The following is a 19796-nucleotide window of genomic DNA, read 5'->3' on the forward strand; positions in this document are numbered from 1 at the left end:
AATTATAATTTTGTCCCAAAAGCCAAATCACCTGCATCTCCTAACCCAGGCATTATGAAAGATTTTGAGTTCAGTTTTTCATCCAATGCGCAAGTCCAAATGGAAAAAGGAAGGTTAAGGTTATTTTTAATATACGCTATTCCTTCAGGGGCAGCAATGACAGAAGCAATATGGATATGCTTGGGAGTGCCATTTTTAACTAAATTTTCAACACTTTTTACAAAGGATTTTCCAGTCGCTAGCATTGGGTCTATCAATATGACTTCTTTGCCAGTCAAATCTGGTGTAGCTTGATAGTTTAAAGATATATTTATCCCATCAAAATCAGATTCCTCAACTCTAAAAGCCCCTATGAAACCAGAATCAGCATGGTCAAAAAAATTGGAAAAGCCTTGATAAAATGGAACTGCTGCACGCAATACACTGATCAGTATGGGGAAATCTTTAAGGGTATTCAATTCTGTTTTTTGTAGGGGAGTTTCGATTTCTGTCTTTTGATAGGCTAATGATTTGGATATCTCATAAGCTAAAATTTCCCCAAGCCTCTCAAGATTCCTCCTAAATCTTAACCTGTCTTTATGAATAGTAATGTCTCTAATTTCGGACAGGAAGTGGTTTGCAATACTGTTATTTTTGTTTAAGATAAACATAACTGAATGAATTTGGTACAAAAAAAACCCGATCCGTAAAGATCGGGTTTTCAATTGATATATTATATCTTATTTTACTTCGAAGCTAGTTCTTCTAGCAAGTTGACGAGCATCTGCAGATTTTTTATCTACACTTGTGTCTTCGCCATAACCTTTGTAAGACAATCTAGAAGCATCAATACCAGAAGCAACCATTTGGTCATATACTGATTTTGCTCTTCTTTCAGATAACTTCATGTTGTAATCTTCAGGACCTAATTCGTCAGCATAACCTTTGATCTCAACATTTACACCTGGATTTCTTTTCAAGAAATTAGCAACATAGCTTACAGAAGAAGCAGAGTAACCCAAAGGCTTAGCACTGTCAAATGCAAAGTATACGTTTACATAACCTTCATTGATAGCTTTTTTGAAGTAATCAACTTCTTTAACTTCTTCAACTGGACATCCGTCGTTAGATGCTGGACCTGGAGCGAATGGACACTTATCCAAATGATCAGGAATACCATCACCATCAGAATCCAAAGTTCTACCATGTGAATCTACTCTAGCACCAGCTGGAGTGTTAGGCTCTTTGTCAAGATAGTCAGGTACACCATCACCATCAGAGTCTTTCAACATGTCTTTGATTTCACCAATTTGGTTAGCAAGTTCTTCTTTAGTAGCATACTTATCAGCAGCAACATACCAGTCAGCATGAGTGCTTTTGCTTCCAAGATAGAAAGTCAAACCTAAAGTACCTGTCCACCAGTTGCCATTAGCACCATAGTAACCATTGTTAGTACTTGGATTGATGTTTGAAGCACCATCAAAAGCAACATCTTGTCTTCCGTTGATGATTGTGCTGATGTCAGCGTTCAAAGCAATTCTCTCAGATAGTTTAACTTGACCAGTAAAACCAGCAATGAAATTGTAAACGTTGTCATTGAAGTCAGCGTTTGCATTTTCCTGAGGATTTACTTGACCGATACCTGCGCCAAAGTGACCTAAAAGATTCACTCTTCTTGAGAAAGACTCAAAATTCATGATTCTTCCCAAGTTGGCAACTCCTTGTAGATTTGCTCTCCAATAGTTGGTAGAGAATGATGGAGTGTCATTTGCTTCACTGAACGAACCAAATCCGAAATCTAGTTTCGTACCGAATTTTTCATTGAACATGTATCTAACTCCAAGGTCAGCATGTCCTAAATTCAAAGATGGGGAGAAATAACCAGGCGTGATTGGAGCCATTGGTTTGTTGAATCCGCCATTTACTTCGATTGACCACTTGTTGTAGTCATCCTGGGCGTTAGCTCCTAAAGCTAAGGCTCCAGCCATTAATGTAGATAGTAGTAATTTTTTCATGATAAAAAATTTTTTTTCAAAATTTTGAGTGTTTAATTGATTTAATTGCAAATTTATAAACTTTTAACTTATCACAAATGTATATTTAATTTTTAAATCTTTAAACTTTATTCCAAATCTTTTAGAAATAACCTATACATTCGCAGGTTTTCTTTCATAAATAGTGCCAAAATGAAGCTTTTATTAGATTTATTAAATATACAAAGTGTGTCTGGTGGAGAAACACCGATGAATAAGTTTCTTATAAACCTTATCCTACAACGGATGCCAAATTGGAAGGTTACACCAATAATGTATTCAGGTGAAGAATTTCATGATTGTATTCTGCTTAAGTTTGGAAATCCGAAGACTGCCGTGTTTGCCCACATAGATACGATTGGGTTTATGGTTAGGTATGATAACCAGCTGATTACGATAGGAGGGCCTGAGGTTGATGATGGGATTGAATTGGTAGGCCAGGATTCTTTGGGACCGATTTCCTGTAATCTAAAAAATATTGATGGAAATTTATTTCATGATTTCCCTAGGGCAATAGACAGAGGGACTAGCCTATCATTTAGCCAAAACATTAGAATTGATGATAATTTTATCAGTGCAGCATATTTGGATAATAGATTGGGTGTATATAATGCCCTCAAAATTTGCGAAAATTTAGAGAATGGTTGGGTAGTTTTTTCCACATATGAGGAACATGGAGGTGGTAGTATGCCTTTTTTGTTGAAATTTATAATGGAAAATGCACCAATTAGACAAGCGTTGATTTCTGATATAACATGGGTTACAGATGGTGTGACTCACGGAAATGGTGTAGCTATTTCAATAAGAGATAAATTTATTCCTAGAAGGAGCTTTATTGATAGGGTGGTTGAATTGGCACAAAGAAGCGGTGTTGCTTTTCAACTGGAGGTAGAAGACGCAGGAGGGAGTGATGGCCGTGAAATTCAGTTTTCTCCTTACGCCATAGATTGGTGCTTTATAGGAGCTCCTGAAGACAATGTGCATTCTCCAAATGAAAAGGTGGCATTGTATGATTTGGAATGCATGATTGATATGTATAAATATTTAATGGCTCATCTATAATGTATTAGCAATTTTATAGGAGGATGAGAATCATTTTTTTCTATATTTGCGATGCCCTTGTTTATTAAGGGCATTTTTATTTAGCTATGACTGTAAAATTAAAAGACAAAGAATTTGTGCCATTCATCAGTGCTGAATCTATCGATCAGCGATTGAAAATACTTGGGGCACAAATTTCGAAAGATTTTAAAAATGACAATCCAATACTTTTAGGAGTATTGAATGGTTCGTTTATGTTTCTTTCTGATTTAGCCAAATACATTGATATACCTTCAGAATTCACTTTTGTGAAACTATCATCTTATTCCGGTGAGAATTCTACAGGTAAAGTAAAAAGTCTTATAGGATTGGATTCTGATTTGAAAGGCAGAAAGGTAATTGTGGTTGAAGACATTGTGGACTCTGGTCTGAGTATGAGTCATCTCTTGGAGATTCTTCAGACCAAAGAACCTCTTGATATTTCAATCGTATCATTATTGTTTAAGCCGGAAGCATTGAAGTTTCCTGTTGAAATAGATTATGTGGGTTTTGAAATAGCAAATAAATTTGTGGTAGGTTATGGCTTAGACTACGATGGTCTAGGAAGGAATTTGCCATCTATTTATCAATTGAAATAATCGTCGAGTGGTGCTAGTCGCACTTATTGATATCTTATAAATAAAAATAATTCCAAAAGAATTTGTTATGCTTAATATAGTATTATTTGGCCCTCCTGGAGCCGGTAAAGGAACTCAAAGCGAAAAGCTTATTGAAAAATACAATTTAATTCATCTTTCTACCGGGGATTTGTTTAGGAAACACCTAGGAGAAGGGACTGAGTTAGGGAAATTAGCTCGCAAATACATGGATGAAGGCCGACTTGTTCCGGATGAAGTTGTCATTGGTATGGTAGAAGATAAAATCAAAGAAACCAAAAGCGGCAATGGTTTTATCTTTGATGGATTCCCTCGAACGGTTGCCCAAGCAAGTGCTTTGGATAAGGTTTTGGCGGGTTTGAAATTAGAGATTTCTGGTATGATAGCCTTGGATGTTCCTGAAGATGTGTTGAAAGAAAGAATTCGTGAAAGAGGAAAAACTTCTGGAAGAACAGATGACCAAGACGAGTCGAAAATTGAAACTAGGATAAAAGTATATTTGGAAGAGACATTGCCTGTAGCCGGGTTCTATGAAAAGCAAGAGAAATTCACCAAAATACATGGTGTTGGAACAATCGATGAGATATTCAGCAACATTGCAAAAGTGATAGATCAGTATTAATACTCAAATATTTATTACCTTTGCAGCATCAAATATTTTGGCTAAGCATATTTGCTTAGCCTTTTTTATTCCTAAAATTATATATCGTGGCAGATTCCAATTTTATAGATTATGTGAAGTTTTGCTCTAGGTCTGGAGCAGGAGGGGCTGGCTCAGTTCATTTCCGAAGAGAGAAGCACGTGCCAAAAGGTGGTCCTGATGGCGGTGACGGTGGTAGAGGAGGGCATATTATCCTCAGGGGGAGTTCACAATTATGGACTTTGCTGCATTTGAAATATAAAAAACATGTGATTGCCGAGGCAGGAAAGAATGGTGAAGGAGGGAGAAGAACAGGCAGAGATGGCCAAGACATCATTTTGGAAGTTCCTTTGGGGACAGTAGCAAAAGATGCAGAGACATTCGAACTTCGTCATGAAATCACAGAGGATGGTCAAGAAGTGATCCTTACAAGTGGTGGAAGAGGAGGATTAGGAAATGACCATTTCAAAACAGCAACAAATCAAGCTCCACACTATGCCCAGCCCGGTGAAGAAGGAATAGAAGAGTGGATTATATTGGAATTGAAGCTATTGGCTGATGTAGGTTTGGTTGGATTTCCGAATGCTGGCAAATCTACTTTGTTGTCGAGTATATCAGCAGCTAGACCTGAGATAGGGGATTATCCTTTCACTACTTTGGTCCCAAATCTTGGAGTGATACCTTACAGAGATGATAAATCCTTCGTAATGGCAGATATTCCTGGAATAATCGAAGGAGCAGCTGAGGGTAGAGGTCTAGGGATTCGATTCTTAAGGCATATTGAAAGAAATTCTATTTTGCTTTTTATTATCCCGACAGATGCTGACAGTATTAGTGAGCAGTATAGGATCCTATTGGGTGAATTAGAAAAGTATAATCCAGAACTTCTTGATAAAAAACGTCTATTGGCAATCACCAAAGCGGATATGCTCGATGAAGACTTGATGAAGGAGATGGAGGCAGATGTACCAAAAGAGTTGCCTTATGTTTTCATCTCTTCGGTAAGCCAATTCAACTTAGACAAATTGAAAGATATGTTGTGGCAGGCTATCAATGACTGACTTGTGTCAGATTGTCAGCTTTAGGCCTGTGGCAAACAAATTGATAACCATTCGTAGAAATCAGAATGGATTGTCTAAAAACATTTAGTAAAGTGTGGTTTGAGTTTGATTCCACCTAATAGAAAAAGAATAAGATTATTAGAACAATCTGAGCGTATATTAAAAGTGTCAAGTAATTTTAAAAACGTGACAATTAAAAACATGAACAAGGAAAATATGACTTCAGAAGCAGAAGAGATTCAAAAAAATGAAGTGCCTGTGCAAGAGGAGAATGTTGAGAGTAGTGGAGATCAAGTTGCTTTAGAAAGCAAAAGTGAGGAAAAGTTACTTGCAGAAATTCAGGAATTAAAGGACAAATACTTACGGTTGTATTCGGAATTTGAAAATTATAGAAGAAGAACTTCAAAAGAACGCCTTGATTTAATTAAGACAGCTTCGCAAGATTTGATGTCGGAAATAATACCAGTAGTAGATGATTTCGAAAGGGCATTCAAGGCTATTGAAAACGAAGAGGATGCGAATAAAGTGAGAGAAGGGAATCTGTTGGTATTCCAAAAATTCCAAAAAATTCTAGAAAGCAAAGGCTTGAAACCTATGGAAGGCTTGGTAGGGGAGCCGTTCGATGCAGATACGCAAGAAGCGATCACGCAGATCCCATCTCCTTCTGAGGACTTGAAAGGAAAAGTAATAGATGTTGTAGAAAAAGGATATACTTTAGGTGACAAAGTTGTCAGGTATGCTAAAGTTGTCATTGGAGCGTAATTGATATGGCGAAAAGAGACTATTACGAAATATTAGGTGTAGCAAAAAATGCTACACCAGATGAGATAAAGAAAGCATACAGAAAGCTAGCGATACAGTTTCATCCTGATAAAAATCCAGATAATCCGGAAGCAGAGGATAAATTCAAAGAAGCAGCGGAGGCCTATGAGGTATTGAGTAACCAAGAGAAGCGCCAAAGATACGATCAGTTTGGGCACCAAGGAGTAGGAGGAAGTGGTGGATTTGGTGGTGGAGGAATGAATATGGATGACATATTCTCCCAGTTTGGAGATATCTTCGGTGGTGGAGGTGGAGGTTTTGAGTCGTTTTTTGGAGGTGGAGGACGAGGTAGAAGAACCAAAAAAGGAACTAATCTACGTGTGAAATTGAAGCTAACCCTCAAAGAGGTAGCGAATGGTGTAGAAAAGAAAATCAAAGTCAAACGTCATGTCTTAGCTGATGGGGTAACATTTACCACATGTAGAACTTGTCAGGGAACTGGACAAGTAAAAAAAGTAGTAAACACGATGCTTGGTCAAATGGTATCAGCAAGTACTTGTCCCGCATGTGGAGGTAATGGACAAATGATCGATAAAAAGCCGGCAGAAGCAGATGCACGTGGCTTGATTTTGAAAGAGGAAGTTATCGCGATCAATATCCCAGGTGGAGTTGCTGATGGGATGCAATTGAGCATGTCTGGAAAGGGTAACGAAACTGCTGGAGGTATTGCTGGGGATTTGTTGATCGTCATCGAAGAGATAGAAGACGAAACCCTTCAAAGAGATGGAAACAATGTTGTCTATGATCTTTATGTGAGTTTCATAGACGCTGCCCTGGGAGCTCAAGTGGAGGTGCCTACGATAGATGGAAAAGTCAAAATAAAAATCGATGCTGGTACGCAAAGCGGTAAGATGCTTCGACTCAAAGGTAAAGGTATCAAAGATATCAACGGATATGGCAAAGGGGATCAGTTGATCCATGTAAATGTTTGGACCCCGAAGCAATTGAGCAAAGAAGAAAAACAAATGCTGGAAGGATTGAAGGACTCCGATAACTTCAGACCAGACCCAGGAAATTCAGAAAAAAGTTTCTTTGATAAGATGAAAGAATTTTTCTAAAGTTGAAGCTGGAAATTTTTCCAGCTTTTTTTTTTACTAAAAAAAACCTTTTCTGAATATCACCGTAATTTACCCGTATGTTGAGAGGATTGTGTTTTATGATTTGTCTGGTTTTTGGAGTCGAAATACCCTCAAAAGCCCAGATAAACAAAGTTTTTAAGATTGAGGAGCGCAAAGGATACAATTTAGTTCACGTGGATTTCAACGTGTACAAAGGGATTACTGAGCTCAAAAGAAGTCATGGGGATTTTCCTCTGCACATCAATTCATCCCTTTCTAAAGTAAATATTCTCCCTACATTTTCTCATGAAATAGAAAATGGGGTCTTGTTTACATATCTGACTCACAGAAATGTGGAGTCGGAAACTTTGGGAAAAAGTCTTTCTTACAAATTGTTTTCAAGTGATTCTGAGGACTTCGATCACAAGTGGGATGTAGGTTTGAGTTCTAACCATCTGTATGATCTCAATCTTTATTTTGGAATTGGTAAAGCTGATTTGGATTTTTCATATATCCCAATTTCGAATTGTAAGATAAAGTCTGCCAGTGCAGATATCAAACTGGGTTTTAGTAAAAAAATAGCAAACTCAGTGACAATGGATACGATGATGGTTTCGATCAATATGGGGAGTTTGGATGCCTCAAATGTCAATTTCGCTAATGCTGAGAATATGATGTTTGAAATCAATTATGGAACTTTAGACCTTTCTTTTTCTGACAATATGCTTCATGATGTCAAAGTTTCTGCAGTCGTAGGAGCGGGTAAAGTGAATCTGACACTTCCTGACCAGTCCCAACCTTATCGCTTGAAAATTATTTCGACTGCAATGACGAGAACTTATCTTCCCAAATATCTAAAGGATGCAGGAAACAAAACATATTATAGTAAAAGCTACAAACCTGATGCACCTGACCTGCTGGACCTTACTATTGATGTCTCTGTAGGTTCTGTCACAGTAAAATAGATTTTATGTCTCCAATTCATTACTTTTAGGAAAAGCAATCACCTTGAATATTTTAGAAGTCCATCACCTCCATAAAGCCTACGAAAATCACATCGCGCTCCAAGATGTAAGTCTTTCTATACCCAAAGGCTCAATATTTGGTTTGTTAGGGCCAAATGGTGCTGGCAAGACAACTTTGATCCGAATCATCAATCAAATCATCGATAGAGACTCAGGTGAAATTTTTTTCAACAATGAGAAATTGCAGTCCAAGCACATTCCTTTCATCGGCTATTTGCCAGAGGAAAGAGGGTTATATAAGAAAATGCAAGTTTGGGATCAATTGATCTATTTTGCCAGATTGAAGGGAATGCCACTTCAGGAAGCAAAAACCAAAGTGAATTATTGGCTTGACAAATTGGAAATACAATCATGGAGAGAAAAGAAGATTGAGGATCTATCGAAGGGGATGGCTCAGAAAATCCAATTTATAGCCACTGTGATTCACGAACCAGAGCTATTGATATTGGACGAACCTTTTTCTGGATTTGATCCTGTCAATGCTGAATTGATCAAGAACGAGATTTTGGAATTGAGAAAAAAGGGCATTACAATAGTTCTCTCAACCCATAGAATGGAATCCATCGAGCTTTTGTGTGATCATATAGCAATGATACATCAGTCCAAATTGATTCTAAGCGGTGGACTTTTAGAAGTAAAGAGGAAATTCAGAAAAAAAATCTATAAAGTGATTTTGGAGCCTTATGGTGATCTAGAAGTGCCAAAAGAGTGGAAATCAATTACTGCTGATAACCAGATGATATTTGAAGTGCCACTTCAGGAAAAAAGCCCAAATGTGTTATTGAATGAAATGATAGCAATAGGGGAGGTTCAAGGTTTCTCCGAAATAATCCCGACTATGGAAGAGATTTTCATCCAACAAATCAAATCCCATTCTTATGAATAAGGTTTTTCTAGTGATTCAAAGAGAGTATTTGGCGAGGGTAAAAAAGAAATCATTTTTGCTTGCGACTATTCTGACGCCTTTGATTTTCCCAACTGTAATGGGGATATTTCTTTGGATTGCTGTGGGGGAAGAGAAGGGAGCTTCTTTGAGAATCATTGAAGTCGTTGATGACAATAATCTATTTTTCTTAGAAAGCAGAGATCAGTATGCCTTTTCTTTTTCCAAAGTAGCTATTGATGAAGGCAAGCGTCAGGTTCAATCGGGGGAAAGATTCGGCTTTTTGTATATCCCAAAAATCCAACTTGACAGTCCTACAGGGATTACTTATTTCGGAGAGACCAATCCAAGTATGACTTTTATCGCTGACCTGGAATCCAGTTTGAAAAGAAGGATAGAAGAACAGCGTATGATGGAATCAGGAATAGATCCCAAAGTACTGGATGCCTACAGGACGCGCGTGAGTATTCAATCAATTACCCTCGATAATTCGGGAAATGAAAAGATTAATGACGCCACAATTAACTATGGAATAGGTTTTTTTACCGGGATCCTAATTTACATATTCATTTTTGTCTATGGCAATCAGATCATGCAAGGGGTTATTGAAGAAAAATCTAGTAGAATCATTGAAATTTTGGTATCCTCGATCAAGCCCTTTCAGTTGATGTTAGGAAAAATAATTGGGATAGGAGCAGTAGGACTGACTCAGTTCCTGATTTGGTTGATGCTCATAGCAGGTGTCTCTAGTATAGTGATAGGGTATTTTGGTATGCAAATGCCACAACAAACAGCCATGGAACTTGCAAGTCCAGCCATGACTGAGATGTCAAATATGAACATCAATAATGATTATTCTGAAATTATTCAGGTTATTGGGGGGATTAATTTTGTCAAGATAGCATTGACCTTTGTCTTTTATTTTATAGGAGGGTATTTGTTGTATGGGTCATTCTTTGCTGCGATAGGTGCTGCTGTAGATACGCCTTCCGATGCACAACAATTTATGCTGCCTGTGACCATACCTTTATTGATCGCTTATTTGGGTTTATTTGTTTTTGTGCTTGATGATCCCAATAGCAATGTGTCATTTTGGCTGTCAATTGTCCCTTTTACTTCTCCGATTGCAATGATGGGAAGAGCCAGTTACGGGGTGCCATTCTTCGACCTCGCTTTGTCAATGTCCCTATTGATAATTGGGTTTTTGTCTACAACTTGGTTTGCAGGAAAAATTTATAAAATCGGTATACTCATGCACGGGAGTAAGGTGAATTACAAAACTTTGTGGAAATGGATAAAAATGGACTAATCAAAAAGCCCGAAACTAATCGGGCTTTTTGATTTTATTCTTTTGATCTTTTAAAATTCAATCGATTACTTCAAGTAAGCAGAAAGCATCCAAACTACTTTCTCTTTTCCAGTGATGTATCCACTCATCAAGTCAACCGTTCCTTCATCATTCTGCTCAGAGGCTGTATCAAGCGCTTCTCTTTCGAGCTTCAAAAGTACATTCAGGTTTTCCCTTACAGTTTCCACCATTTTCTTTGCATCGGTGATTTCTTTGGCTTCTTTGATTTCTGAATTTTTGATATATTCCTCAAAAGAAGAAAGTGGTCTTTCTCCAAGCGTCAAAATCCTTTCCGCAGTCTCATCAATTCCCAAATTCGCCTCGTTGTACAACTCTTCAAACTTCGCATGAAGTTCAAAGAAATTAGGGCCTGACACGTTCCAGTGGAAGTTTCTTAAGTTTTGATAGTAAATTTCATAATTCGCCAAAAGGCTATTTAGCTTTTTAACTAATTTTTTACTGTCTTTTATTTCTAATCCTATATCGTTTGTGCTCATTTTATTATATTTTTGGTTTCTGTGTACACTTTAAGAACAAATATAAAGCCATAGTCAATCAAAGTAAATTTTGTCCGATTGATAATAACTATCGAAATATCGAGTTCTCTATAATGTTACCCTCAAATCCAATTAGAGTTGCCAAATGAAGAATACCCTTCACGAATTTACCACTTTAGATTTTTATCAGAATAAAAGCAGGATCAAATGGTTGATATTTATTTGTTCAGTCGTGATAAGTTTTGGCTCCATCTACTATACAAATAATCTGGTCGAGGAACTCAAAGAGCGAGAAAAGAGGCAAATCGAGCTTTTGGCAAGAGCCTTGGAGTATGCTTCGATTTATACTGACAATTTGACCTTTATCAATCAAGAAATCATCCAGCAAAACAACTCCATTCCCTTGATAATCATGGACGAGTATGGGAATCCTGGGGAGTATAAGAATATCAAGTTTGGGAAAAGGGCTACAGAAGAAGACAAATTAGAAGTCCTCAAATCTGAGCTGCAGAAGATGAAGCAAGATTACGAACCCATCCAAATGGAGAATGGTTCTTTTATTTTTTATAGAAATTCTGAATTGCTTACTTCCTTGAGATACTATCCCTATGTACAATTGGCAGTGATTATTGTCTTTGGTATATTGGCGTATGCTGTCTTCAACCAATCAAAGATTGCTGAGCAAAACCAAGTCTGGGCTGGACTCACAAAAGAAACAGCGCACCAGCTAGGTACTCCTATAGCATCGCTTATGGCGTGGATAGACTACCTCAAAAATTCCCCAGTTTGGGAAGAAAACAAAGAAGTAATCCAAGAAATGGACAAGGATGTCATCAAGTTGAGAATGGTGACCGAAAGATTCAGCTCCATAGGGAGCAAGCCGGTGATTGTGTCTGAAAATGTATTCAAAGTGGTAGATGATGCAATCACTTATCTCAGACCTAGGATATCCAGTAAAGTGGAAATGAATGTAAATGGATATGCGAGAGATATCGAAGCCATGATCAACAAACCTCTTTTCGAATGGGTAATAGAGAATATCTGTAAAAATGCAGTAGATGCCATGAAAGGTCAAGGTAAAATCTCAATTGATATTGTGAAGGAAAGTGAGCAATATGTAATTGTCGACATTACTGACAATGGGAGAGGGATGGAAAAAAATATGTACAAGAAAGTCTTTAACCCTGGGTTTTCGACTCGGAAAAGAGGTTGGGGACTTGGGTTGACTTTGGCTAAGCGAATTATAGAAGGCTATCACCAAGGGAAGGTTTTTGTAAAAACATCAGAAGTTGGGAAAGGGACTACCTTTCGTATTGTTCTAAATGGAGTGAAGGAACAGATGGATGAGAAAACCAAAGAGAATTTTTTCAGTTTTTGATAAATAAAAAAGGCTTCAAAGAAGCCCAGATAAAAGATAAAACAACCAGAGATTGTCAAATCTTTCCATTTATTAAACCTTACAGCTACTAAGGTACTATACTCAACCGATTTATCAAAATTTTTAGAATCTACGGTCAGCAAAGGAAGTTCAGCTGGTCGTATGGGTTCCAATTCTGATACTTGGGAAGGTAAAAGGCAGCTGTGTTGTTTTGAAGACTTGTACTTGCTATTTTCAAATCCATCTGTATCGGACAGATATTCTTCGGGATAGTTGTTAAGTTTAAAGTTTTAATCATAATTACAACTTTAAACTTATGTGAATAAGTTGTAATTAGGGTTACAGTATATTTGGTTGATGTTGTAATCATAATTACATAAAATGTTTCGATACCTCAAAAATCAAAGACAACTACCTTAAGACTGTCATTACGATGGAAAGGTTTGATGGCAATACTTTCGATGGAATCAAACAATTGGATTTGAGGAGTTTTTTGAAAGAGTAAAGTATAGTCTCAAATTGGTGCAAGACTTAATCTTGGGCCTTTGCATTAGCAGTCCAAGGACTTCTTTCTTAAAGTAATAGTCTGAAGACTGTTCAAGTATGATGAATTGAGCCACCTACCCACTCAATCCGCCGCATTCCAATAAGCCATCCTTTCGCAGCTTTCTACTTCGATACTGTAAAAGTCAAATTCTTGGGTCACTTTGCCTTTGATCAAATAGATGCCACGTCCTTTGAAAGGGTGCTTTTTGACCACAGGAGGGAAATGTACTGTGTCAATCCAATCTCCTTCCCGGTCTATAAAAGTCCCAAAATTCATCACATCTCCCTTTACAGTTCTGGTGTATTTGATCGTAACCAGATAGCCGACTATCTGTACAGACTTACCCAAGTACTGCTTCAGGTCTTGAGCCTTGATGCTGAAGACGGTCTGATCCTTGACTAGATGGAAAGGTGAGTCTAGGGGAAATTCTAATATTTCGATCTGGTCTACGATCTCTTGCCTTACATCTGCGTCTTCTAGCTCGGGAACTTCAAGTTCCCGAAAGCCAGCTTGCTTGAAAAGCTCGTTGGCTGTATTTACAGTCTTGCGTTTGTTGAGGATAAAGTGTGCTTCCCAGAGCAAGGTCTGCTTGCTTTTTTCCGTAAAGCGAAAGCATCCTATCCGAATCAAGATCAATAGCTGCTCCAAGCTAATGTTTGCCCGTGCAACAAAATCAGCCAAACCAAGAAAATGGCCATGCTCCTGTCTTTCGTTGAGGATTTTATCAATGCTGTTTTTCTCTAAAAACTTTAAGTGAATAAAGCCAAGATAGACCATTTTTTCACTGATACGCGTCAAGTAATTGCTTTCGTTGATATGTGGAGCTTGGATGTCTGCGCCGTTCATCCGCAATTCGTGGATGTAGAATTCGGTATGATAGAATCCTCCAAAATTATTGATCACCCCGACCATAAATTCCAATGGGAAGTAAGCTTTCAGATACAAGCTCTGATAGCTCTCCACGGCAAAGGAAGCAGAGTGCCCTTTGGCAAACGAATAGCCAGCAAAACTCTCGATCTGATGCCATACTTCTTTGGTGATCTTTTGGTCTCTTCCCAGTCTTTGGCAATTGCTAAAAAACTGATCTTTGACCCTTTGGAATTCGTCTTTTGATCTGGATTTTCCACTCATACCTCGACGCAGCACATCTGCTTCTGACAGGCTAAGTTCTGCAAAGTAGTGGGCCACTTTGATCACGTCCTCTTGATAGACCATGATACCGTAAGTTTCGGGCATGATATCGACCATAACGGGATGGGCGGTTTTTCTCCGCTCGTGATCGACATGCCTGAGAATGTACTCGCGCATCATTCCCGAACGCGCCACACCCGGGCGTATGATGGAGCTGGCAGCCACGAGCTCTAGGTATTCGTCTGCTTTCATCTTGGCCAGCAGCATACGCATGGCGGGAGATTCTACATAAAAAGCCCCGATTGTATGGCCTTTTCTGAGGTGCTCCTTGATTTTTGGATCTTTTTTGAATTGTTCCACTTGGCGGATGTCCACTTTTACACCTTGATTTTGATAGATGATCTCCATGGCACTTTTGATATGGCCCAGACCCCGCTGGGAGAGGATGTCAAACTTGTGCAAGCCAATATCTTCAGCTGTATGCATGTCAATATGTGCGAGAGGAAATCCCTTGGGAGGCATCTCTGTAGCGGTATAGTAATGTATGGGTTTGTGGGAAATCAGTATTCCACAGGCATGGATAGTCAAGTGCGAGGGCATGCCGTGGAGGACTTTACTATATTTGATGATTATTTTCCCGTACTGATCAGGGATGTAATCAGGTTTGGCAGCGTGATAGATGAGGGATTCGATTTCGGTTTTTGGAAGTCCGAAGACTTTTCCAAGTTCGCGTAGCATCGAATTGGACTGAAAGGTGCTGTAGGACCCCAAGAGTGCGACATGTTCGTGGGTTTCTGTATTGTATTTGTCAAAAATATAGCCCGTCACTTCATCACGATCCGTCCAGCTGAAGTCCAGGTCAAAATCGGGTGGGTTTTCCCTGTATAAATTGATAAATCGCTCAAAGTAGAGGTCTAGCTCTATCGGGTCTACATCAGTGATATACAGGCAATATGCTACAATGCTATTTGCACCACTGCCTCTGCCCACGTGATAGAAGTTTCTGCTGTGGGCAAATTTGATAATGTCATAGTTGATCAAAAAATAGGACACGAAGCCTTTTTGCTGAATAAGGAGTAGTTCTTTTTCTATTCTTGAGCTGATCTCAGGACTGAGCTCAGGATATCTTCCCAATGCACCTTTGAATGTTTCCTGCCTGAGGTAATCGTAATCCTCCCAGTCTGATCCGAGGATGTCTCTTTTGTTTTTGACAGCTTGGAAATAAAATGAGAATTGACATTGTTCCAAGAGTTTTTGGGCATTGTAAAGCAGGTAGCTATGTCCTTCACAGCGGGCCACCATGTCGGCATAGCTGTAGAGCATGTCGCTGATATCTCCCTGTTCTTCGGTTTTTAGTTTGCTGAGCAATGTGTTGCCATCGATTGCCCTGAGAAGACGATGGGCATTGAAATGAAGCTTGGAGCTAAAAGTAGCAGGCTGAAGCAAGACAAGTTTGTCTTTGTACCGAAACCAAGCGGATTTAGCGATTCTGTTGAGTTGATGGGGATGGATACCGATAAACTCATTTTCCCGAAGGGTAAATACTTTTTCAGGAAGTGGATAGATGATAAAGCTATTTTGGAATGAAGGTGCCTTTTCTCCAAAAGAAAAACCCTTGACCCTGTGCTGTGATAGGTGGAGGTTTAGTTCATGAAAACCTTCCTGGTTTTTTGCCAAACCAATGTACTGTTGCTTTGATCCATTTCTGAAATCAATACCGATCACAGGGTGGATGCCTCTTTTTTGTGCTTCTCTGATAAAAGGAAATACACCTGCTACGCAATTGATATCGGTCAATGCAAGAGCGTCGAGCTTTTTGCTTTTAGCCTCATCGATCAGTTCGGTTATGGAGAGAGTGCCATATTTGAAGCTATAGTAAGAGTGGCTGTTGATGAACATATAGATTCTACTTTGTGAAATCAGGATTCCTTTGGTCGGTATTACATGTTTATGTTGTCGGGAATGTCAATTTTATAAACATTTTGGTGTTTATAATTTAATCATTATAAATTGATAGATACAAGCTTGTGGAGAAAATTGTCGATGAAAGTTTTTGGACTGCCAATAAAATGGATGAAATTGTATGTTGATAAAAGTGTATGTATAAATAATGAATTTTTAAGGATATGGAAGAATGGATTGATTATCTAAATGGCATCATTGAATATGAGTTGAGATGGAATGCCTATAAGACTATTTTAATTGTTTTGACTCTATGGTTGATCAAAAAAGGTGCATTCAAGATAATCGGGTCTAAGAGGGAAGAGACCGAGCTCAAAAAATTCTATCACTGGAGAAAAACAGTGCAATACACCATCGTGTTTTTGGGGTTTTTGCTGATAGGAAATATTTGGATTAGCAATTTCCAATCAATCACAACGTTTTTGGGTTTGCTATCAGCAGGGATTGCAATTGCATTGAAAGATATCTTTGTAAATATCGCCGGTTGGATGTTTATTCTTTGGAGAAGACCTTTTGATATTGGTGATAGGATCCAAATCGGAGAATTCAAAGGCGATGTGGTTGATACAAGGTTTTTTCAGTTTAGTATATTGGAGGTGGGCAACTGGGTAGATGCCGAACAAAGTACTGGAAGGATAATCCATGTTCCCAATGGGATGGTTTTCTCAGCGCCACAGGCCAACTACAGTCAGGGTTTTGATTATATTTGGAATGAGCAGAGGATCAATATCAGCTTGAATTCAGATTACAAACGTGCCAAATTGATCTTAAACGAAATGCTTGATGAGATTTTTAGAAAAGAGTATAAGGGGATCCAGATCGCATTAAAGAGGGCACACAAGGAGCATTTTATTTCTTTTACGCAATATACACCAACTATATATGCAAAGATCCACGAAAAGGGCATTCAACTCTCCTTACGTTATTTGTGCAATCCGAGAAAGCGAAGGTTTTTCGAGCACCTAATCACAGAGAGCATTCTAGATCGATTTAGGGAAGAGCAAAATGTCAAGATCGTATATCCAACTACTTCTGTGATTATTGAAAATTCAGGCAAGGAATAATTGTTCTTTTTAGCTGACTTTTTTTCATACCACTCGATAAGAAATCATTTAGTGTTTGATTAATTGGCGCTTATAGAAATAACTAAATATGATTATACGCTTTTTTGCCAGTAGCTTTAATTCCATGGTCGATTGCTTGCTTATGTTCAATATCTAAGAGTATCTAATATCAATTTATATCGGATCTAAGCTAAATCAGGCTTGTCTTTAGTTAGTGGAAAAGTTCCATATATCCATATAACTAAATTAGTATATTGTATATAGATGTTATTTTTACCTTGATTTTTCCAATGCATTTTCCACATCTTTGATGATGTCTTCTTGGTGTTCCAAACCAACAGATAATCGGATAAGCCCATCTGAAATCCCGACTTGAGCTCTTTCTTCCTCGCTTAGCTTGCTGTGTGTTGTAGATGCAGGGTGTGTGATGATGCTTCTGCTGTCCCCAAGATTGGCTGTCACAGATATCATTTGAAGTTGATCAATAAACCTTTGTGCTCTTTCAATTCCACCTTTTAGGTTCAAAGTGATGATTCCACCACCATGTTTCATTTGTTTTTTTGCCAAATCATATTGTGGATGAGAAGCTAAAAAGGGATACTTCACAAATTCCAAATCCCTATTTTCTTGAAAATATTTCGCTACCGACAGTGCATTTTCACAGTGCCTATCCATTCTTACTGCTAATGTTTCCATGCTTTTTGCTAAAATCCAGGCATTGAACGGGGAAATAGAAGGACCCGTATGTCTTGTGAAGAATTGTACTTCTTTGATCAATTCACTTTTACCCAAGATCAAACCTCCCAAAACTCTTCCCTGTCCATCAATGTATTTAGTGGCAGAATGCGTCACGATATGTGCTCCCCATTTGGCAGGTTGTTGCAAGTAAGGTGTAGCAAAGCAATTATCAACCACCAAAATTAAATTGTGGGCTGCTGCAAATTTCCCAACCCATTCCAAATCTATAATCTCCAACCCTGGATTTGAAGGGGTCTCAATAAAGAGCATTTTAGTGTTTGGCTGAACCAATTTTTCCCAGTTTGCAATGTCAGAAATATCACCGTATGTTGAAGTGATCCCCCATTTTGGAAAAACTCTTGTCAGAAGTTGATGGGTAGAACCAAACAAAGACCTTGAAGCCAAAATATGATCGCCTTGCTGCAGGAGCGAAGCAATACTGCCAAACATTGCCGCCATTCCAGAAGCTGTAGCGATACCGTCTTCAGTTCCTTCGGCTGCACAGACTTTTTCTAGGAGCTCAGAAGAGTTTGGGTTTGCATATCGGGAATAGATATTTCCTTGGATTTCCTCAGCAAACATAGCCCTTGCTTCTTCGGCAGAGTCAAATGTAAAACTGGATGTAAGATATAAAGGAGCCGAGTGTTCTCTTTGGTTAGATTTTGAAGAACCTATTCTGATGGCATCTGTTTCGAAGTGAGACATGGTATATTAGTTAACTTTGAATTAGTTATGAGTGAATAGGGTAAGAAATTTGAAGATTAATATTTCTGAAACAAGTTAGAAATATGATAGCAATACAGTGGAAATACTGTTTGAAGATAGGGAGACATGCTAAATTTCTATTTACATTTTTAATAATGTAAAAGAATCTTAAAGCATGCAAAGACTGATTAGAAATATACATAACATCTAATTTATAGTTCCCACTTAGGGCAGGTTTTGGCACCTTTCACTTGGGATGTGATGGTTGCCAGAGGTTCATTGAGCCTGTTCTCTCACCTCTTCTTTATAAATCAGTAAACTGAAGTGAATACAAAGTAAAGCTCTAATTTCCGAAAATCAAAAAAAAGCAATAGTTGATTTTTACTTAATTTTTGATTTTTAGGAGTTAGATTTTAAATTGGGTTTGTTCTCGCAGGTCCTTCCTTAAGTAGTGTAAAGCTCCCTGAGGGAAGGCAAGTACGCGGATTTTAATTTGCCAAATATAAATAGTGGGTTGATTTTAAATTTCAGAAGGTAGATTTAAAATTTGCCGGAACTGTCCCTGATTTCATAGATGAAACATTTTTAAATCTAAAATCTAAAATCTTAGATCTAAGATCTAAAATTCCTTTAATCATTAAACTGAGTCATTGTCATATTGATCCCTATAGTTGCGAAAGACACAATCATATCGACCGCTTTGTCCATGAATATTGGGAGTTCTTCGATTTCCTTCGGAGTCCATCTTCCCAATACATAATCTACCTGTCTACCTTTTGGAAAATCATCTCCAATTCCAAATTTCAATCTTGGGTAATCTTGTCCACCTGTCAATTCCTCAATGTTTTTTAACCCATTATGTCCTGCTGCAGAGCCTTTTCCACGCATTCTTAATTTTCCGAAGGGTAATGCAACATCATCTACAATGACTAGGATGTTTTCTTTTGGGATACCTAATTCTTTCATCCAATAGTTCACAGCTTTTCCACTGAGATTCATATAGGTGGTTGGTTTGATCAGATGAAATTGGCGCCCTTTGTACTTGAACTCTGTTGTAAAAGCGAGCCTACCACTTTTCCATGTAGCTCCTTGCTTATCTGCTAGCCTATCCAATGTCAGGAATCCAACATTATGACGGGTTAATTCATATTCGGGACCTATGTTTCCCAGTCCAATGATCAAATATTTCATCTATTATATACTTAAATCTTATACTAAACCTGACAGT

At 38.2% G+C, this 19796-nt stretch carries 17 protein-coding genes and 1 riboswitch; of the genes, 11 read left to right on the top strand and 6 right to left on the bottom strand.

Going from position 1 to position 19796, the window contains the following annotated elements; all coding sequences use genetic code 11:
* Positions 1-2 precede the first annotated feature (2 nt).
* Together upp and MM236_RS06330 are read right to left on the bottom strand one after the other, a co-directional pair.
* Positions 3-650 (bottom strand): uracil phosphoribosyltransferase, encoded by a 648-nt coding sequence (upp, locus tag MM236_RS06325; RefSeq protein ID WP_241274101.1) that lies wholly within the window; start codon positions 648-650, stop codon positions 3-5.
* 69 nt (positions 651-719) lie between these two features.
* Positions 720-1994, bottom strand: a complete 1275-nt coding sequence (locus tag MM236_RS06330; protein WP_241274102.1) for an OmpA family protein — start codon at positions 1992-1994, stop codon at positions 720-722.
* Positions 1995-2165: 171 nt separating this feature from the next.
* Between MM236_RS06330 and MM236_RS06335 the strand changes: the two genes are divergently transcribed.
* The 9 genes from MM236_RS06335 (at position 2166) to MM236_RS06375 (ending at position 10507) form a co-directional block, all read left to right on the top strand.
* Positions 2166-3074 (top strand): M20/M25/M40 family metallo-hydrolase, encoded by a 909-nt coding sequence (locus MM236_RS06335; RefSeq protein ID WP_241274103.1) that lies wholly within the window; start codon positions 2166-2168, stop codon positions 3072-3074.
* A gap of 86 nt (positions 3075-3160) precedes the next feature.
* Positions 3161-3691, top strand: coding sequence for a hypoxanthine phosphoribosyltransferase (gene hpt / locus MM236_RS06340; protein WP_241274104.1), 531 nt, complete (start codon positions 3161-3163; stop codon positions 3689-3691).
* Between the two features lie 67 nt (positions 3692-3758).
* Positions 3759-4331, top strand: a complete 573-nt coding sequence (locus MM236_RS06345; protein ID WP_241274105.1) for an adenylate kinase — start codon at positions 3759-3761, stop codon at positions 4329-4331.
* Positions 4332-4417: 86 nt separating this feature from the next.
* A complete protein-coding gene (gene obgE / locus MM236_RS06350; RefSeq protein WP_241274106.1) occupies positions 4418-5410 on the top strand; it encodes a GTPase ObgE in 993 nt (330 codons plus the stop codon).
* 201 nt (positions 5411-5611) lie between these two features.
* Positions 5612-6172, top strand: a complete 561-nt coding sequence (locus tag MM236_RS06355) for a nucleotide exchange factor GrpE (protein ID WP_241274107.1) — start codon at positions 5612-5614, stop codon at positions 6170-6172.
* 5 nt (positions 6173-6177) lie between these two features.
* On the top strand, positions 6178-7290 hold the full coding sequence (dnaJ, locus tag MM236_RS06360) for a molecular chaperone DnaJ (protein ID WP_241274108.1): 1113 nt from the start codon (positions 6178-6180) through the stop codon (positions 7288-7290).
* A gap of 194 nt (positions 7291-7484) precedes the next feature.
* A complete protein-coding gene (locus MM236_RS06365) occupies positions 7485-8255 on the top strand; it encodes a DUF4097 family beta strand repeat-containing protein (protein ID WP_369415187.1) in 771 nt (256 codons plus the stop codon).
* A gap of 43 nt (positions 8256-8298) precedes the next feature.
* On the top strand, positions 8299-9201 hold the full coding sequence (locus MM236_RS06370) for an ABC transporter ATP-binding protein (protein WP_241274110.1): 903 nt from the start codon (positions 8299-8301) through the stop codon (positions 9199-9201).
* Positions 9194-10507: an ABC transporter permease gene (locus tag MM236_RS06375; protein WP_241274111.1), complete on the top strand. Its 1314-nt coding sequence runs from the start codon at positions 9194-9196 to the stop codon at positions 10505-10507. Before MM236_RS06370 ends, MM236_RS06375 begins: the two co-directional genes overlap by 8 nt.
* A gap of 65 nt (positions 10508-10572) precedes the next feature.
* Here MM236_RS06375 and MM236_RS06380 read toward each other — a convergent pair whose 3' ends face one another.
* Positions 10573-11043 (bottom strand): Dps family protein, encoded by a 471-nt coding sequence (locus MM236_RS06380; RefSeq protein WP_241274112.1) that lies wholly within the window; start codon positions 11041-11043, stop codon positions 10573-10575.
* A gap of 145 nt (positions 11044-11188) precedes the next feature.
* Between MM236_RS06380 and MM236_RS06385 the strand changes: the two genes are divergently transcribed.
* Positions 11189-12421, top strand: a complete 1233-nt coding sequence (locus MM236_RS06385) for a sensor histidine kinase (protein WP_241274113.1) — start codon at positions 11189-11191, stop codon at positions 12419-12421.
* 628 nt (positions 12422-13049) lie between these two features.
* Here the strand turns inward: MM236_RS06385 and MM236_RS06390 are convergent.
* Complete coding sequence (locus MM236_RS06390) at positions 13050-15998, bottom strand: DNA polymerase III subunit alpha (protein WP_241274114.1); 2949 nt, start codon at positions 15996-15998, stop codon at positions 13050-13052.
* A 227-nt stretch (positions 15999-16225) separates the two neighbouring features.
* Here MM236_RS06390 and MM236_RS06395 point away from each other — a divergent pair, with 227 nt between their 5' ends.
* The gene (locus MM236_RS06395; protein WP_241274115.1) at positions 16226-17125 is read left to right on the top strand and encodes a mechanosensitive ion channel family protein; all 900 of its coding nucleotides are present in this window, start codon (positions 16226-16228) and stop codon (positions 17123-17125) included.
* Between the two features lie 273 nt (positions 17126-17398).
* Here MM236_RS06395 and MM236_RS06400 read toward each other — a convergent pair whose 3' ends face one another.
* Positions 17399-18568 (bottom strand): O-succinylhomoserine sulfhydrylase, encoded by a 1170-nt coding sequence (locus tag MM236_RS06400; RefSeq protein ID WP_241274116.1) that lies wholly within the window; start codon positions 18566-18568, stop codon positions 17399-17401.
* A 209-nt stretch (positions 18569-18777) separates the two neighbouring features.
* Positions 18778-18881, bottom strand: a riboswitch (SAM riboswitch).
* Positions 18882-19198: 317 nt separating this feature from the next.
* Positions 19199-19759: an aminoacyl-tRNA hydrolase gene (gene pth / locus MM236_RS06405; protein ID WP_241274117.1), complete on the bottom strand. Its 561-nt coding sequence runs from the start codon at positions 19757-19759 to the stop codon at positions 19199-19201.
* Between the last annotated feature and the right edge of the window lie 37 nt (positions 19760-19796).

Source organism: Belliella calami (genome assembly GCF_022549695.1).
Classification (GTDB): Bacteria; Bacteroidota; Bacteroidia; order Cytophagales; family Cyclobacteriaceae; genus Belliella; species Belliella calami.

Coding starts and splice junctions, on each gene's coding strand:
- upp (WP_241274101.1), bottom strand. CDS start 650: ATGTTTATCTTAAACAAAAATAACAGTATTGCAAACCACTTCCTGTCC.
- MM236_RS06330 (WP_241274102.1), bottom strand. CDS start 1,994: ATGAAAAAATTACTACTATCTACATTAATGGCTGGAGCCTTAGCTTTA.
- MM236_RS06335 (WP_241274103.1), top strand. CDS start 2,166: ATGAAGCTTTTATTAGATTTATTAAATATACAAAGTGTGTCTGGTGGA.
- hpt (WP_241274104.1), top strand. CDS start 3,161: ATGACTGTAAAATTAAAAGACAAAGAATTTGTGCCATTCATCAGTGCT.
- MM236_RS06345 (WP_241274105.1), top strand. CDS start 3,759: ATGCTTAATATAGTATTATTTGGCCCTCCTGGAGCCGGTAAAGGAACT.
- MM236_RS06355 (WP_241274107.1), top strand. CDS start 5,612: ATGAACAAGGAAAATATGACTTCAGAAGCAGAAGAGATTCAAAAAAAT.
- dnaJ (WP_241274108.1), top strand. CDS start 6,178: ATGGCGAAAAGAGACTATTACGAAATATTAGGTGTAGCAAAAAATGCT.
- MM236_RS06375 (WP_241274111.1), top strand. CDS start 9,194: ATGAATAAGGTTTTTCTAGTGATTCAAAGAGAGTATTTGGCGAGGGTA.
- MM236_RS06380 (WP_241274112.1), bottom strand. CDS start 11,043: ATGAGCACAAACGATATAGGATTAGAAATAAAAGACAGTAAAAAATTA.
- MM236_RS06385 (WP_241274113.1), top strand. CDS start 11,189: ATGAAGAATACCCTTCACGAATTTACCACTTTAGATTTTTATCAGAAT.
- MM236_RS06390 (WP_241274114.1), bottom strand. CDS start 15,998: ATGTTCATCAACAGCCACTCTTACTATAGCTTCAAATATGGCACTCTC.
- MM236_RS06395 (WP_241274115.1), top strand. CDS start 16,226: ATGGAAGAATGGATTGATTATCTAAATGGCATCATTGAATATGAGTTG.
- MM236_RS06400 (WP_241274116.1), bottom strand. CDS start 18,568: ATGTCTCACTTCGAAACAGATGCCATCAGAATAGGTTCTTCAAAATCT.
- pth (WP_241274117.1), bottom strand. CDS start 19,759: ATGAAATATTTGATCATTGGACTGGGAAACATAGGTCCCGAATATGAA.